Source organism: Aliiroseovarius sp. PrR006 (genome assembly GCF_010500215.1).
Lineage (GTDB): Bacteria > Pseudomonadota > Alphaproteobacteria > Rhodobacterales > Rhodobacteraceae > Aliiroseovarius.
In genome coordinates this window covers 305109-319882 of the sequence record NZ_JAAGOY010000004.1, presented here as the reverse complement: position 1 = coordinate 319882, position 14774 = coordinate 305109, and the positions used below count along the sequence as shown (strand labels likewise).

Sequence of the window (14774 nt, the reverse complement as noted above, 5' to 3'; positions counted from 1 at the left end):
TTGACAAACCGAATAGCACGTGAATTCCTGAAGGGGAACAAATGTGAACATGGGGAGGCACATCATGACCGACACCAATCGCGGCACCGCCTTTCGCGTCCTGCACCAAAAGGGCAACCCGTTCATTCTGGCCAACGCATGGGACATTGGCAGCGCCAAGATGCTGGCGGCCTTAGGGGCCGAGGCAATCGCCACATCGTCAGCCGCGCATGCCTTCACGCTGGGCCGCCCGGATATGGGTCATGTGACCCGCGACGAAGCACTGGCCCATGCGCAGGATCTGGTGGCCGCTGTAGACATCCCGGTTTCGGGCGATTTCGAGAACGGCTTTGGCGATGATCCCGACACCTGCGCCGAGACCGTGAAGCTGGCCTACGAGGCCGGTCTGGCGGGCATCTCGATCGAGGATACGGCTTTGCCCGACGCCAAACCCTATGCCCGCGACAAGGCGATTGAGCGCATCCGTGCGGCTGCGGCAGCCGCCCGCGCGCTTCCCGGTGACTTCGTGCTGGTCGCGCGTGCGGATGGGGTGATGAACGGGCAATATAATCTGTCCGAAGCGATGGCGCGTTTGAAGGGGTACGAGGACGCCGGGGCGGACTGCCTTTACATCCCCCTGCCCGGCACGATCGAGGATCAGGCGGCGATTTGTGCGTCGACGGATCTGCCCGTGAATGCCTTGGCCGCAGGACCGTTCACGCAACACAGCCGCCGGGACTTTGCCAAGGCAGGCGTGGCGCGGATCTCGCTTGGATCAGCGCTCGCCCGTGCGACGCATCGGGTGATCTTTGACGCGGCCCACGGCATGTTCGAAGACGGAGATTTCAGCCTTTTGGGTAAAGGCATCTCGGGCGACAAGATCGACGCGTTGCTTTAAGCCGTAACGTCGAAGTCATAGATCCAGTCATAGCGCCGCATCAACGCGTGCGGCGCAAACCGCCCGACCAGCCGCATCGCCGTGTGCCCCGCGTTGCGCACCAACGGGTTTGCATAGTGATAGTTGCGCGCGTTCTTGTGCGCCTCGGCCACGATTTTTGCTGTGCGCGGGCGGCGCTTGTCTTGATAGACCGCAGGCCCGCGTTCGACCCCGAACCGATCCAGACAGTCTGCCAGCACCCACGCGTCCTCCAACGCCATCACGGCCCCTTGCGCCATGAAGGGCAAGGTGGGGTGGGCTGCATCGCCCAGCAACACCGCCTGCCCCTGATGCCAATACTCGGCCACCGGGTGCAGGAACAGACCCCAGATATGCGCCTTGTCCACGCGCTCAAGAAGCGCCATCGCATCGTCGCAAAAGTCCGAGAATGCCGCCAACAGATTGGCTGGATCATCCTTGTGAAACCAGCCTTCTTCAGCCCAAGTGTCGCGTTCTTCAACCGCGACGATGTTAACCACGCGGCCTTCGCGCAGCGGATATGTCACCATGTGGCGCCCCGGCCCCATAAAAACCGTCGCCTCGCTTTGCTCGCGCCCCGTGGCGGGCACCAGCGCACGCCAGGCCACCTGCCCGGTGAACTCAGGCGTCGCCGGGCCGTTCAGCGCCGCGCGCATGACCGAATGCAGCCCGTCCGCGCCGACCACAAAGCCCATGTTGACCGGGTCTTGGCCTTCAAGCGTCACCTCGGAGCCATCCGGCCCCGGGTGCACCGCCTGCACCCGCTGTCCACAGAGAACTGTGACACCCGCATCCAGCGCAGCCTGGTGAAGCAGTTTCTGAAGATCTGCGCGGTGATACAGCAGGAACGTGTCGTCAGGTTTCAGTTTGCGAAAGTCCAAATCCAGAACGCCATGCCCCGAGACCCCATCCCGCAGCCAGACACCCTGCCCCCGCACCGCCTGTGCCCGCGCCTTATCCCCCAGTCCCAAGGCGTCCAGCACACGGACACCGTTCGGGCTGATCTGAAATCCCGCGCCGACCTCGGTGATGGCAGGGGCTTGCTCCAGAACGGTTACTTTCGCGCCGCGCTGGGCCAAGGCAACGGCCGCAGCCAATCCGCCGATCCCGGCGCCCAAGATGGTGATTTGCTGATCTTTAATCATGCCTTGCGGTCCCTGCTCAGCGTCTGCGTCATCGTTGAAGCTCTGCCCCCTTCAACGACAAAGGCGACGGTAAGCCCGCCGCCTTTGTGACATGGTTCTTTTTCCAAGGGTACGTGACAAAACGCGCCGTCCTCCAACCAGAACGCCCCACCCGACCCCGGATCAGTCGTCGCGATGCACCTTCTCGCGGCGCTCGTGGCGCTCCTGAGCCTCAAGGCTCAGCGTTGCGATCGGACGTGCATCCAGACGCTTCAGCGAGATCGGCTCGCCCGTGTCTTCACAATACCCGTATTCACCTTCGTCAATCCGGCGCAGCGCCTGATCAATCTTGGCAACCAGCTTGCGTGCGCGGTCGCGGGTGCGCAGTTCCAGCGCGCGGTCCGTCTCTTCCGAGGCGCGATCCGCGATGTCGGGAATGTTGCGCGTGCCGTCTTGCAGGCCTTCGATCGTGTGACGGCTTTCGTCCAGAAGCTCGGCCTTCCAAGCTTCAAGTTTGCGCCGGAAGTACTCCAGCTGCCTGTCATTCATGAATGGTTCGTCTTCGGCTGGCCGATAATCGTCGGACAGGAAAGTCTCGGCTTTCATACCAACTCCCTCTTATACCGGATCGCGGTTCCTGGAGACCTTTTCGCCAGTAAGCGCCCGGTTTCTTCTGGCGCTGATGTACACCCGCTTACATGGAATGTCACGCCTGAAAAACTTAACCCAGAAAAGCATTTCGGCACTTTCGACTAAGCCACTGATAGCGTGTGACATCTCGTGTTCAATTTGTGAGCAGATTGACCGCAGATTACGCAGGAACGATTCCAATCTGACGCCGTAGCGTCAAAGCGCCTTGGCCTTGCCAAAATGCACGTTGGCGTTTACCTCGTCACACATCGTACGCACCGGATGTAAGGAATGGGCATGACCAATCGCTTTGACGGAACCGACAGCTATGTGGCCACCGATGACCTGAAGGTCGCTGTGAACGCAGCGGTCACCTTGGAACGTCCGCTTCTGGTAAAAGGGGAACCCGGAACCGGCAAGACCGAGCTGGCCCTGCAGGTCGCCAGTGCCTTGGGCGCGCGCATGATCGAGTGGAACATCAAGTCCACCACCAAGGCGCAACAGGGTCTGTATGAATATGACGCGGTCAGCCGTCTGCGCGACAGCCAGCTGGGCGACGAACGGGTGCATGACGTCAAGAACTACATCAAGCGTGGCAAGCTTTGGGAAGCATTCGAGGCCGACGAGCGCGTGGTTCTGCTGATTGACGAGATCGACAAGGCGGATATCGAGTTTCCGAACGATCTGCTGCAAGAGCTGGATAAGATGGAATTCCACGTCTACGAGACCGGCGAAACCATCAAGGCCCGCCACCGTCCGATCATCATCATCACGTCGAACAACGAAAAAGAGCTGCCCGACGCCTTCCTGCGCCGCTGTTTCTTCCACTATATCCGCTTCCCGGATGCAGAAACGATGGCCCGCATCGTCGAAGTCCATCACCCCGGCATCAAAGCGCGCCTGCTGACCGAAGCGCTGACCCAGTTCTATGAGATCCGTGAACAGCCCGGGCTGAAGAAAAAGCCGTCGACCTCGGAAGTTCTGGATTGGCTGAAGCTGCTTTTGGCCGAGGATATCGACCCGGCCGAGCTGAAGCGTGATGGCGCCAGCGCACTGCCCACCCTGCATGGGGCGCTGTTGAAGAACGAACAGGATGTGCACCTGTTTGAACGGCTGGCGTTCATGGCACGTGGACAGCGCTGACGCACCAGAAATTCAATCGAAATACAGGCGGGGTCAAGGCAACTTGGCCCCGTTTATGATTCGACCCCGTGCGCAGGCCCAGTCCATTTGCCGTTGTGCCGATGCAACTCAGCCCCACAACATATTGACAAAACGTGTTTTTTGACGGTCCGTTTGCACTTAATGTGATGGTTTTGCTTGGGATCGGACCACCACCACCCTTATGATTTTTTGATGCCTGGGGGGGCATAAAAACGGTGTGTTTGTATTGTAATGGGAAACAATGCCTGCATTTCCGTTCAGAGCGAGACGAGCCGCGCCAATGTAGTGCCTTGCGACCGGTGGAACGATCGCAGGCTGCATGGCGAGAAATACGTTGGGCCACGGGGATATGAAACCACCCCGTCCGACGCAGTCCTGACCGCCTTGAACGAGACCCTGAGCGACCGGGCCCCGCCCGTCAGGGCGCGCGCTGACGTGGCGCGTTTTTACCGGCGATCTGACCCCAGATCGGCCGGATGCTTGCATTTATCCGGGAGCGTTCGCCCCCTTCTGACACATCACGTTCGCGGTGGATCGCCTTGGCGCGTGTCCTCCGCCAGCTGTGGAAGGAGCTTCTAATGTGGTCTCGCCGCCTCTCATTCCTGATCCCCGCCGCCTTTCTACTAGCTGGATGTGTGGCGACGGTTCCCAATTCGCGCGGGACCAGCGTAGACGAGGTCGCAACGCGGCGCGCTGGATTACCAGCCACCTTGCCCGCCATGAAGGTCTTTCCGACAACAAAAGGTACACGCCCGATCCGGTCCAACAGCTTGATCATAGGAGACTTCCTGGATCTGAGCTTTCAGTTGGAAAGCGGTCGCCCCCTTGCCGCCCTCTCGCGGTTTGAAGGCCCGATTTCCGTCACGGTCGCCGGGCGTGCTCCGGCCCGGATGCAGGCCGATCTGGACCAGCTGTTGTTCCGTCTGCGCCAAGAGGCCGGCATCGACATTCGCCGCGGCGCGGGCGCGTCAGGGGGACAGATAACCGTCGAGCTGATCCCTAAGCGGAAGCTCCAACGGCACGTGCCCCATGCGGCCTGTTTCGTAGCCCCCAACGTGGCAGGGTGGGATGATTACCTGCGCCATCGCGGCACCGCGCGCACCGATTGGACACGGATGCGGCAGCGCAGGCAGATGACCGTGATCATCCCGTCCGATGTCAGCCCGCAAGAGATGCGCGACTGCCTGCACGAGGAAGTCGCACAGGCGCTTGGCCCGGTGAATGACCTCTATCGGCTGGAAAACAGCGTATTCAACGACGATAACTTCCACACGGTGCTCACCGGCTTCGACATGCTGATCCTGCGGGCCTATTACGCGCCGGACCTGCGCTCGGGCCAGTCGCGGGCCGAGGTGGCGCAACGCCTTCCCGTCGTGCTGAAGCGCCTGAACCCAGCGGGCGGATCCGGCACCCCACGCCTTACGCCCCCAACGCCTACGGCATGGAAGCGCGCTATCTCTGACGCTCTGGGACAGGGCAAAGCCATCAAGCAGCGTCAGCTAGCAGCCCTGCGCGCAGTCTCGATCGCGCGACAGAAAGGGTGGCAGGACAATCGGTTGGCCTTCAGCCTGTTTGCCATGGGCCAGTTGCATATTCAGTCCGACAGCAAGCTCGCTTTTGCAGCCTTCAAAGACGCCAATGCCATCTATCGCGACCGCGCCGGCACTGACCTGCATGCCGCGCATATCGGTGTACAACTGGCCGCCTATGCGCTGTCGGCGGGCAATTTGGATCAGGCCATTGCAACCGTAAACCGTCACCTTCCCGCGGTCCGGCAGGCCCAAAATGCCGCCCTTCTGGCCACGATGATGATGATCAAAGCCGAGGCATTGGATCGCAAAGGTCACGCAAGTGACGCTGCGCGCCTACGGCTCGACAGTCTGGGCTGGGCGCGGTATGGCTTCGGCTCAAACGCTCAGGTGGGGGCACGGCTTCGCGAGATCGCAGCCATTGCACCCGGCTAGGCAGGATGACAGGGTTCCCCGGGGCAAGGGGGCCATAAGCCAGGGATGCGAAGATGATTGTAATTGTGGCTTTTGTGATGGGCGCAACCTTTGGTGCGCTGCGGGCAAAGAAACGCGGCGGAAACCGGCTGGATATGGCGCAATATGGGGCGGTCTACGGCATCGTTCTGGCACTGATCGCGACCTTCATCGCCATCATGATCACCCGAACCTAAGGCCCGCCCATGTTCTTACCCTTCTTCGAAAACCTCCGCGCCGCCAATGTGCCGGTATCCCTGCGCGAATACCTGTCTTTTCTGGAGGCGATGAAGGCCGGGCTGGTCACCTATGACATCGAGGGGTTCTATTACCTCGCCCGCACCGCGATGGTGAAGGACGAACGCAATCTGGACAAGTTCGACCGCGCCTTTGCCGCCAGTTTTGAAGGTCTCGAGGCGATCAGCGCTGATCAGATGCTTGAAGCCGTCGATATCCCGCAGGAATGGCTGGAAAAAATGGCCGAGAAGTTCATGTCCCCCGAGGAAATGGCCGAGATCGAGGCGCTTGGCGGATTCGACAAGCTGATGGAGACGCTGAAAGAGCGTCTGAAGGAACAGGAAGGCCGCCACCAAGGCGGCAACAAGTGGATCGGCACGGCGGGCACGTCGCCCTTTGGCGCCTATGGCTACAACCCGGAAGGTGTGCGGATCGGTCAAGATCGCTCGCGGCATCAGCGGGCCGTGAAGGTCTGGGACAAGCGCGAATTCAAGAACCTCGACGACTCGGTCGAGCTGGGCACCCGCAATATCAAGGTCGCCCTGAAACGTCTACGTAACTGGGCGCGTGATGGCGCGCATGACGAGCTGGATCTTGACGGCACCATTCGCGCCACAGCCGAGCATGGTTATCTGGACGTCAAGACCCGCCCCGAACGAAAGAACGCCGTCAAGGTATTGTTATTCCTTGATGTTGGCGGATCGATGGACCCACACATCAAAGTGGTGGAAGAGCTTTTTTCCGCCGCACGGTCTGAATTCAAGCACCTCGAATACTACTATTTCCACAACTGCCTTTACGAAGGTGTGTGGCGCGACAATTCACGCCGCTGGACCGAGCAAATCCCAACGTGGGAGGTTCTGCGCACCTATGGGTCGGATTACAAATGCATCTTCGTCGGCGACGCCTCGATGTCGCCCTACGAGATCGCCTATCGCGGTGGTGCGAACGAGCATTGGAACGATGAAACCGGTCAGGTCTGGCTGGAGCGCGCGCGCGAGCAGTGGCCGGACAATATGTGGATCAACCCCCTGCCCGAGCATCACTGGCGCTATACCCAGTCGGTCCAGATGATCAACCAGATCTTCGAAGGCCGCATGGTGCCGATGACCATCGACGGGATCGAACGCGGTATGAAGGATTTGGGGCGTTAAGCGGATTCGCCGCGCACGGCCTCTTCTTCGCGTTTCAGATACGGATCATGAACGAAGGTGCCGAAGGGCAGCAAGCTGGCCAGAATGGCCCAGTTTACCCGCGTCATCGACAGGCCGCCATATGAGGACGCGAACACCAGCGCGCCCATATAGACAATGAATAACCAGCCATGCGCCATCCCGACTAAGGGGACGATCTCGGTCATGCCGGCCCAGTATTTCAGGGGCATCGCGACGAACAGAAGCACGATATAGCTCCACCCTTCGACGGACGCGATTTTGCGGAACATCCAGATGGAACGGGCCTTGGTCATATGCGTGATCCCTGCAGATTTGGTTCTGGCGGGCATAGACGCCACCACCGCACTGGCGAAATCCGGCGAAATGTCGCACAGATGGTGACGGAAATTCTGGTTCCACCCGTGTAACCCTGACAGGAAGGAGAAATCCAGTGATCGCTTCCCTTCGCCGCATGTGGGCCGCAGCCCCTGTTGCCACCGTTATCTTGGTTGTTGCCCTGTTGGCTTCGACCTTCTTTGGCGTGCGCACCGTCAGCAATTGGGTGTATTGGAACGATCCTGATCACATCGACCAGCCGATCGCAGGGTGGATGACACCGCATTATGTCGCGCATTCTTGGGACGTACCGCGCCCCGTGATGATCGAGGCACTGGCCTTGGGCGACAAGGATCCGAAAGGGCGCAACCTGAAACGCCTTGCCGCAGCACAGGGCATCCCGCTGGACGAACTGATCGCCCGAATTGAAGCCGCGATCGAGGCGCATCGGGCCTCTGCGCCGGATGAAGGCGGACGGTAATGATCTCGACCGAGCTCGTCTTTACACTTCTGTCCGACTATGGCCCGTGGGTGGTGTTTGCCTCGGCCTTCCTGTCCTGCCTTGCCCTACCCATCCCGACCTCGTTGATGATGCTGGCAGGTGGAGCCTTTGCCGCGACCGGAGATCTGGCGCTGACCAATGTGGTCGCAGCGGCCTTCATCGGTGCCGTGATCGGAGACCAAACAGGCTTTGCCATTGGGCGCTTTGGAGGCACCCCAGCGCTCGAAAAGCTGGCCCGCAACCCCGCCCGGAAAGCCGTACTGGCCAAGGCGCATGCCTTCGTCAATCGGCGCGGAGGCTTGGGCGTGTTCCTGTCCACCTGGGCGGTTGCCCCGCTGGGTCCGTGGGTGAATTTCGCCGCAGGCGCGACTGGTCTGGGCTGGCTTCGCTTTGCGATCTGGGACATTCTGGGCGAGACCATCTGGGTCACGCTCTATGTCGGACTTGGCTTCATATTTGCCTCGCGGATCGAAATCCTTGCCGACTTGATGGGCAACATCGCGGGCCTTCTGGCGGCTCTTGTAGTGGCTGCAGGCGCGTTAGTGTGGATTAAGGCAATGATCCGCGCGCATGAACGGCATAAGCATCTCGCGGAGGAGGTAGCGAACTCTGCCCCTTAGCCCCTTTCATGGCCGACGATTTACCCCCATATAGGGGCCATGACTAAGCTTCTGCCGATCCTTTTGCCCATCCTTTATGGCCTGATCCTTTACAGGTTCTCGGTCTGGCGCACCCATCGCGAGCTGGATGCGAAGTCCACGCGGCTGGCGGACCGGAAGCTGAAGGAGCTGACGGACCGGATGGCGGCCAGCTTGGACCTGGCAGATATCCCTGTGCATATTTACGAGATCCAGCCGGTGAACGGGCTTGCGGCCCCGGACGGCCGGATCTTCATCACGCGGGGTTTTTACGACGAGTATCTGAAAGGGCGCGTCACCGGTGAGGAACTGGCCAGCGTCATCGCGCACGAGTTGGGCCACGTCGCCTTGGGCCACGCACGCAAACGGATGATCGACTTTTCCGGCCAGAACGCCCTGCGCACGGTGTTGACGATGATGATCTCGCGCTTCCTGCCCGGCGCTGGCGTCTATATCGCGCGCATCTTGACACGGTTGGTGGCAGCGGGCCTGAGCCGTGGCGACGAATACGAGGCCGACGCTTATGCCACCGCGCTTCTGATCAAGTCGGGCATCGGGGCCGAGGGACAGAAAAGCCTGTTTGGGAAACTGGACGAGCTGACCAAGGGGCGTGGCGGCGTGATGCCCGCGTGGCTGATGAGCCACCCGAAAACCGCCGACCGCATCGCTGCGATCGAGAAAAACCAAGAGAAATGGGTGTGATCGGAGTTTTGCAAAACTCCGCTGCGTTTTCTGGCAAGAAAACGGGCTAGAGCGCTTCGAGTGCCTTACCCAACCGAGGCAAACGCGCCTTCTTCATCAGTTTGCGCATCGTCCAGCTGTCATCACCTGACAAGCGGATCGCTTCGGACAGCACGCGCTGGCCGAGCACGGTCATTTCTGCGGGATGGCTTTTCAGAAACTCCAGAAGGAACAGATCCGGGCTATCGCGACGCACCCCTTCCTCGGCCAGTGTGTGGCGCGGGAAGTCCGCATTGTTCAGCGTCAGAAGTACGTCAGCCCCACCTGTTACGGCTGCGGCCAAAACATGAATGTCGTTTTGATCCGGCAGCCACAGGCGCGCCTCGACGCCCGCGCCCGGCTGAACCGTCGCCTTGGGCCAATAAGCATTCAACAGCGCAATCTCTCCGCGCGCGAAAGCCTCTTGATCCGGGCCAAGTTTCGTCGCTGCACGTGCCCATTCTTCCAGAATGCGAGGAGACCAAAGAGGGGTAAACAACCCCAGCTTCGCCGCGCCCAACACCATCTCGCGCATGACGGTCGGGTAAAGGACGCAGGCGTCGATCAGAACCTTCACGGCAGGATCCGGAAGAAGAGCGACTTCAGATAGCCACTTTCCGCGAGCTGCGGGTGCATCGGGTGGTCAGCCCCAGCAAAGCCCGTGTGGATCAACTGGCTGGCGCGCCCTGCCCGCCCGATCCCGCGGATCGAGGCGTTGCGGAATTTGTCGATCGTCGCTGCGTGCGAACAGGAACAGAGGCCCAGATAGCCACCGGGGGCCACCAAAGGCGCCGCCAGACGGGCCACGCGCTCATACGCACGCAAACCGGGCTCTAGCGCTTTTTTGGACGGCGCAAAGGCGGGCGGGTCACAGATGACCACATCGAACCGCGCGCCTTCGTCATTCAGGGCGGTCAGCACATCAAACGCGTCGCCCTGACGGGTCGAGAAGCGGTCAGCTGCACCCATCGCTTCGGCCCCGCCTTCGGCCAGAGCCAAAGCCGCCGCCGATCCATCAACAGCAACCGCCGAGGACGCGCCACCCGCCAAAGCCGCCAGAGAAAACCCGCCCACATGCGAGAACACGTCCAGCACGCGTGCATCCTTCGACAGCCCCGCCGCAAAGGCGTGGTTCGGGCGCTGATCATAGAACAGGCCGGTTTTCTGTCCGCCCGTCAGGTCCGCCAGATAGGTCGCTCCGTTCATCGGCACGTGGACTGGTGCGTCGGGGGCAGCGCCGCGCAGGACCGCGTTATCCGCATCCAACCCCTCCAACTGCCGCGAACGGCCTGAAGCGTTTTTCAGAACATTTGTGACGCCCGTGACCTGAACCAGAGCCTCAGTCAGAAGATCCAGATGCGTTTCGGCCCAGGCAGCATTGGGCTGCACCACCGCCGTATCGCCGAACCGATCAATGATCACGCCCGGCAACCCGTCCGCCTCGGCATGGATCAGACGGTAGAACGGGGCATCAAACAGGCGCGCGCGGTGGTCCAGTGCGGCTTGAAACTTGGCTTTAAACCATTCCAGATCTATCTGCGCCGCCGGGTCTCGATCCAGAATGCGTGCAAAAATGCGCGAGCCTGGGGTAACGGCGACGGTGCCAATCACCTCGCGCCCGGCATCTTCCAGCGTGGCAATGCTGCCCGCTTCAATCTTCTTGGTGCGCCGATCCGTGACCAGCTCGTTATCATAGACCCAAGGCGCCCCATGCCGGATGGCGCGCGCGTTTGCTTTGGGCTTCAGGCGGATCACTGGGCGGTCGGTGTCTTGGGTCATGGGCGGCCTGCAAGTTCTGTGCGTGTCTGGCCCTCCCTAACCCGTGGCAGGGACAACGGAAAGGCAAAACGCGGCACAGCGGCGCGCCAACAATCTGCCCTTAAGGCAATTCCATCTATTGTTAGCGCTATCATTTTCTGTTAACTGGGACAGGAACGCGGTATCCTAACCGCAACGCGCAACCGTAAGCACTTGGAAAAGCACAACATGGCCATCCATCCGACACTTACAGCCATCACCGATCGCATCGCAGAACGTTCGCGCGATAGCCGCGACGCCTACCTGAAAAAGATCGCAAATGCGATCGAGGACGGCCCGCGCCGCGCGCATCTTAGCTGTTCGGGTCAAGCGCACGCTTATGCAGGCGCGGGCGTGGATCAGGCCAAACTGGCCACGGAGCGCGCGCCGAATATCGGGATTGTCACGGCCTATAACGACATGCTGTCGGCCCATGCGCCCTTCGCCACCTACCCGGACCTGATCAAGCAAGTCGCCCGCGAACAGGGCGCGACGGCTCAGGTTGCGGGCGGCGTCCCCGCCATGTGCGACGGGGTCACGCAGGGCGAAACGGGAATGGAGATGAGCCTCTTTTCCCGCGACGTAATCGCCATGGCCGCCGCCGTCGCTATGAGCCACAACACCTTCGACGCCGCCCTTTATCTCGGTGTCTGTGACAAGATCGTGCCGGGACTGATCATCGCAACCGCCAGCTTTGGCCATATCCCCACTCTGTTCCTGCCGGCTGGCCCCATGACCTCGGGCATTACGAATGACGAAAAGGCCGAGACGCGCAAACGCTTCGCCACCGGCGACGCGACGCGCGAAGAGCTGATGGCGTCTGAAATGGCTGCCTATCACGGGCCGGGCACCTGCACCTTCTATGGCACCGCGAACACCAACCAGATGCTGATGGAGTTCATGGGGCTGCACCTTCCCGGCGCCTCCTTTGTCACCCCCGGCACCCCCCTGCGCGATGCGCTGACCGCAGAGGGCACGCGCCGTGTACTGGAAATCGCCCATGGCACGGACCAATTCACACCAGTCGGCCATGTGCTGGACGAAAAGGCCTTTGTAAACGGGCTGGTCGGCCTGATGGCGACAGGCGGCTCGACGAACCTTGTGCTGCACCTGCCCGCCATGGCGCGCGCTGCTGGCATCATCCTGACGCTGGAAGATTTCGCCGACATCTCGGCGCTGGTGCCGCTAATGGCGCGGGTTTATCCCAACGGGCTGGCGGATGTGAACCATTTCCACGCGGCGGGCGGTCTGGGCTATATGATCGGCAACCTGCTTGAGGAAGGCCTGTTGCACCCAGACGCCACCACCAACGCAGGCGACCTGACCGCCTACGCGCAAGAGGCAAAGCTGGACGGGGACCGCGTACTCTGGGAGCCCGCGCCGCGTGAAAGCCTGAACGACAAGATCCTGCGCCCTGCCAGCGATCCGTTCCAGAAAACCGGGGGGCTGTCGCAGCTGTCGGGTAATCTGGGTCAGGGCGTAATCAAGATTTCCGCCGTGGACCCCGAACGCCACGTGATCGAGGCCCCTGCCCGCGTCTTCCACGATCAGGAAAGCGTCAAAGCCGCCTTCAAGGCAGGCGAGCTGACCGGCGACATCATCTTTGTGGTCCGCTTCCAAGGCCCACGCGCCAACGGCATGCCAGAACTGCACGGGCTGACGCCGGTGCTGTCCGTCCTACAATCCCGCGGGCAGCAAGTGGCCTTGGTCACCGACGGGCGAATGTCTGGCGCATCGGGCAAAGTTCCTGCAGCCATTCACATCGCCCCCGAGGCCGCTGACGGCGGCCCCATCGCGCGCATCCGGGATGGCGACATCATACGGTTGGACGCCACCAATGGAACGCTTGAGGTGCTGACCGAAGGCGCCACCGACCGCGCTGCAGTACAGGTGGACCTCAGCGGAAACGCCGATGGCTGTGGCCGCGAACTCTTTGAAACCTTCCGCCGTGCAGCCCGCCCGGCGACCGAAGGCGCAACCTCGATTTTCTAAGGATGACAAAGACATGACACCTGAAATGGCAAGCCACCTCGCTGAAGAGATCTGCCGTCTGGCCCCCGTCGTGCCGGTGCTTGTGGTGAAAGAGGTGGCCCACGCGGCGCCGCTGGCACAGGCCTTGGTCAACGGAGGCCTTCCAGCGCTGGAAGTCACCCTGCGCACCCCGGCGGCATTGGATGTCATCCGCGAGATGGCCCAAATCGAGGGCGGCGTGGTTGGTGCGGGCACGCTGCTGACCTCGGACGACGTCGAAGCCGCCAAAAAAGCGGGCGCGACATTCGGCGTATCCCCTGGCGCGACAGACCGGTTGCTGGACGCCTGCGAAGCCAATGATCTGCCGCTTCTGCCCGGTGCGACCTCGGCCTCGGAAAGCATGAGGTTGCTCGAACGTGGGTACTCGGTCCAGAAATTCTTTCCAGCAGAGGCCGCAGGCGGCGCACCGTTCCTAAAGTCGCTGTCTTCGCCCCTGCCCCAAATCCGCTTCTGCCCAACCGGTGGGATCAGCCTGACGAACGCGAAGGACTATCTATCGCTTCCCAATACGCTCTGCGTGGGCGGATCATGGGTTGCACCAAGCGATTTGGTCAACGCTGGCGATTGGGCAGGGATCGAGGCCTTGGCCGCCGAAGCTGCTGCGCTTCCGGCATAACTCCGTGTTACGTCGTCAGCGCCTCGGCCCCTTTGCGCCGGAGCCACTTTCGGAAAATCGCAGTATTCGGGGTTACTGCCCCGGGCCTGGTAACGATGTAATAACCAAGCTCGGCCTGCGCGATGCGGTGTAGGGATACGACGGTTCCGGCCTCGATCTGTGCCTCGATCAAGGATCTGGGCTGCACGGACACGCCCAACCCTGCCGCCACGGCGGACGAGACCAGATCGCTGGTCTGCATTGTGGTCAGCTTGACCGTGTCCAGATCAATGCCCTCTTCCTCAACGATCCGGCGGCGCTCCATCATGTGATCTTCCATCACCCAAGGCAGGTCCACCAGATCGGACAGGCTGTTTACCTGCCGCCCGCGCACCAGATCAGGATGAGAGACAACGACAAACTCGCCATCGGTCAACAGCTCGGCATCGAGGCCCGGCCAGTTGCCGTCACCATAACGTACGGCCAAATCCACTCCATCGTTGCGCAGATCGACCAAATCGGCGCTGGGGTTGATGCTGATCCTGATCTCAGGATGTTCGGACCAGAAAGATCCTATCCGCGGCATCAGCCAATGTGAGGCGAAAGCGGGCGTAACTGAAATCTGCACTGCCCGGTCCTGCCCCCGCCGCCGGATCTGCCCTACCCCGTCGGCGATGGTGGCAAAGCCGTTTCCAAGGCTTTCTGCCAGTAGTCGCCCTGCATCGGTCACGGCCATACCGCGCCCCTGACGCAGCAACAGAGGCTCACCCAGCTCTTCTTCCAGCTTGCGCACATGTTGGCTGATCGCTGCATGGGTCACGTTCAACTCACGCGCTGCCTGACTGAGGTTTTGATGCCGTGCCGCAGCCTCGAATGCGCGCAACGTAGCGAGCGATGGCAGAGACCTCCAATCCATATTGTTACCTCAACTTACATGATGAAAATCATACTGCTTTGCCAAAAATGGTA

General features: G+C 61.1%; 16 protein-coding genes. 10 read left to right on the top strand and 6 right to left on the bottom strand.

What is annotated here, in order from left to right:
- The first annotated feature begins 64 nt into the window (after positions 1-64).
- Positions 65-877, top strand: a complete 813-nt coding sequence (locus tag G0Q00_RS01635; RefSeq protein WP_163035760.1) for an oxaloacetate decarboxylase — start codon at positions 65-67, stop codon at positions 875-877.
- Here G0Q00_RS01635 and G0Q00_RS01630 read toward each other — a convergent pair.
- Together G0Q00_RS01630 and dksA are read right to left on the bottom strand one after the other, a co-directional pair.
- Positions 874-2040, bottom strand: a complete 1167-nt coding sequence (locus G0Q00_RS01630) for an FAD-dependent monooxygenase (RefSeq protein ID WP_163035758.1) — start codon at positions 2038-2040, stop codon at positions 874-876. The two genes, G0Q00_RS01635 and G0Q00_RS01630, sit on opposite strands and share 4 nt — an antisense overlap.
- Positions 2041-2202: 162 nt before the next feature.
- Positions 2203-2625 (bottom strand): RNA polymerase-binding protein DksA, encoded by a 423-nt coding sequence (gene dksA, locus G0Q00_RS01625; protein WP_163035756.1) that lies wholly within the window; start codon positions 2623-2625, stop codon positions 2203-2205.
- 321 nt (positions 2626-2946) lie between these two features.
- On the opposite strand from dksA, the gene G0Q00_RS01620 reads away from it, so the two are divergent.
- From G0Q00_RS01620 to G0Q00_RS01610, 4 genes are all read left to right on the top strand, one after another.
- Positions 2947-3792: a MoxR family ATPase gene (locus G0Q00_RS01620; protein ID WP_163035754.1), complete on the top strand. Its 846-nt coding sequence runs from the start codon at positions 2947-2949 to the stop codon at positions 3790-3792.
- A gap of 599 nt (positions 3793-4391) precedes the next feature.
- Positions 4392-5777 carry a DUF2927 domain-containing protein gene (locus G0Q00_RS01615; protein WP_163035752.1) on the top strand — a complete coding sequence of 462 codons (1386 nt, stop codon included), beginning with the start codon at positions 4392-4394 and terminating at the stop codon, positions 5775-5777.
- Between the two features lie 53 nt (positions 5778-5830).
- Positions 5831-5992 (top strand): hypothetical protein, encoded by a 162-nt coding sequence (locus tag G0Q00_RS15780; RefSeq protein WP_203564878.1) that lies wholly within the window; start codon positions 5831-5833, stop codon positions 5990-5992.
- 9 nt (positions 5993-6001) lie between these two features.
- Positions 6002-7186, top strand: coding sequence for a VWA domain-containing protein (locus G0Q00_RS01610; RefSeq protein ID WP_163035751.1), 1185 nt, complete (start codon positions 6002-6004; stop codon positions 7184-7186).
- On the opposite strand, the gene G0Q00_RS01605 is transcribed toward G0Q00_RS01610, so the two are convergent.
- The gene (locus G0Q00_RS01605) at positions 7183-7500 is read right to left on the bottom strand and encodes a DUF3817 domain-containing protein (RefSeq protein ID WP_203564877.1); all 318 of its coding nucleotides are present in this window, start codon (positions 7498-7500) and stop codon (positions 7183-7185) included. The genes G0Q00_RS01610 and G0Q00_RS01605 overlap by 4 nt on opposite strands.
- A 137-nt stretch (positions 7501-7637) precedes the next feature.
- Here G0Q00_RS01605 and G0Q00_RS01600 point away from each other — a divergent pair, with 137 nt between their 5' ends.
- The 3 genes from G0Q00_RS01600 to G0Q00_RS01590 are packed head-to-tail and all read left to right on the top strand — an operon-like array spanning position 7638 to position 9364.
- Positions 7638-8003: a hypothetical protein gene (locus G0Q00_RS01600; protein ID WP_370458515.1), complete on the top strand. Its 366-nt coding sequence runs from the start codon at positions 7638-7640 to the stop codon at positions 8001-8003.
- Entirely contained in the window at positions 8003-8644 is a 642-nt protein-coding gene (locus tag G0Q00_RS01595; RefSeq protein ID WP_163035749.1) for a DedA family protein, read from the top strand. The genes G0Q00_RS01600 and G0Q00_RS01595 overlap by 1 nt, the downstream gene beginning before the upstream one ends.
- Before the next feature lie 39 nt (positions 8645-8683).
- Entirely contained in the window at positions 8684-9364 is a 681-nt protein-coding gene (locus G0Q00_RS01590; RefSeq protein ID WP_163035747.1) for a M48 family metallopeptidase, read from the top strand.
- Between the two features lie 46 nt (positions 9365-9410).
- On the opposite strand, the gene G0Q00_RS01585 is transcribed toward G0Q00_RS01590, so the two are convergent.
- Both G0Q00_RS01585 and G0Q00_RS01580 read right to left on the bottom strand, forming a co-directional pair.
- Positions 9411-9959, bottom strand: coding sequence for an RSP_2648 family PIN domain-containing protein (locus tag G0Q00_RS01585; protein WP_163035745.1), 549 nt, complete (start codon positions 9957-9959; stop codon positions 9411-9413).
- Entirely contained in the window at positions 9956-11161 is a 1206-nt protein-coding gene (locus G0Q00_RS01580; RefSeq protein WP_163035743.1) for an RSP_2647 family RNA methyltransferase, read from the bottom strand. Before G0Q00_RS01580 ends, G0Q00_RS01585 begins: the two co-directional genes overlap by 4 nt.
- A gap of 207 nt (positions 11162-11368) precedes the next feature.
- On the opposite strand from G0Q00_RS01580, the gene edd reads away from it, so the two are divergent.
- Together edd and eda are read left to right on the top strand one after the other, a co-directional pair.
- Positions 11369-13171, top strand: a complete 1803-nt coding sequence (gene edd, locus G0Q00_RS01575; protein WP_163035741.1) for a phosphogluconate dehydratase — start codon at positions 11369-11371, stop codon at positions 13169-13171.
- Between the two features lie 13 nt (positions 13172-13184).
- Positions 13185-13826 carry a bifunctional 4-hydroxy-2-oxoglutarate aldolase/2-dehydro-3-deoxy-phosphogluconate aldolase gene (gene eda / locus G0Q00_RS01570; protein ID WP_163035739.1) on the top strand — a complete coding sequence of 214 codons (642 nt, stop codon included), beginning with the start codon at positions 13185-13187 and terminating at the stop codon, positions 13824-13826.
- A gap of 7 nt (positions 13827-13833) precedes the next feature.
- Here eda and G0Q00_RS01565 read toward each other — a convergent pair whose 3' ends face one another.
- Positions 13834-14721, bottom strand: a complete 888-nt coding sequence (locus G0Q00_RS01565; protein ID WP_163035737.1) for a LysR family transcriptional regulator — start codon at positions 14719-14721, stop codon at positions 13834-13836.
- Positions 14722-14774 lie beyond the last annotated feature (53 nt).

What these genes read in the sequence shown, in the direction of transcription:
- G0Q00_RS01635 (WP_163035760.1), top strand. Translation starts at nt 65, where the DNA reads ATGACCGACACCAATCGCGGCACCGCCTTTCGCGTCCTGCACCAAAAG.
- G0Q00_RS01630 (WP_163035758.1), bottom strand. Translation starts at nt 2,040, where the DNA reads ATGATTAAAGATCAGCAAATCACCATCTTGGGCGCCGGGATCGGCGGA.
- dksA (WP_163035756.1), bottom strand. Translation starts at nt 2,625, where the DNA reads ATGAAAGCCGAGACTTTCCTGTCCGACGATTATCGGCCAGCCGAAGAC.
- G0Q00_RS01620 (WP_163035754.1), top strand. Translation starts at nt 2,947, where the DNA reads ATGACCAATCGCTTTGACGGAACCGACAGCTATGTGGCCACCGATGAC.
- G0Q00_RS01615 (WP_163035752.1), top strand. Translation starts at nt 4,392, where the DNA reads ATGTGGTCTCGCCGCCTCTCATTCCTGATCCCCGCCGCCTTTCTACTA.
- G0Q00_RS15780 (WP_203564878.1), top strand. Translation starts at nt 5,831, where the DNA reads ATGATTGTAATTGTGGCTTTTGTGATGGGCGCAACCTTTGGTGCGCTG.
- G0Q00_RS01610 (WP_163035751.1), top strand. Translation starts at nt 6,002, where the DNA reads ATGTTCTTACCCTTCTTCGAAAACCTCCGCGCCGCCAATGTGCCGGTA.
- G0Q00_RS01605 (WP_203564877.1), bottom strand. Translation starts at nt 7,500, where the DNA reads ATGACCAAGGCCCGTTCCATCTGGATGTTCCGCAAAATCGCGTCCGTC.
- G0Q00_RS01595 (WP_163035749.1), top strand. Translation starts at nt 8,003, where the DNA reads ATGATCTCGACCGAGCTCGTCTTTACACTTCTGTCCGACTATGGCCCG.
- G0Q00_RS01590 (WP_163035747.1), top strand. Translation starts at nt 8,684, where the DNA reads ATGACTAAGCTTCTGCCGATCCTTTTGCCCATCCTTTATGGCCTGATC.
- G0Q00_RS01580 (WP_163035743.1), bottom strand. Translation starts at nt 11,161, where the DNA reads ATGACCCAAGACACCGACCGCCCAGTGATCCGCCTGAAGCCCAAAGCA.
- edd (WP_163035741.1), top strand. Translation starts at nt 11,369, where the DNA reads ATGGCCATCCATCCGACACTTACAGCCATCACCGATCGCATCGCAGAA.
- eda (WP_163035739.1), top strand. Translation starts at nt 13,185, where the DNA reads ATGACACCTGAAATGGCAAGCCACCTCGCTGAAGAGATCTGCCGTCTG.
- G0Q00_RS01565 (WP_163035737.1), bottom strand. Translation starts at nt 14,721, where the DNA reads ATGGATTGGAGGTCTCTGCCATCGCTCGCTACGTTGCGCGCATTCGAG.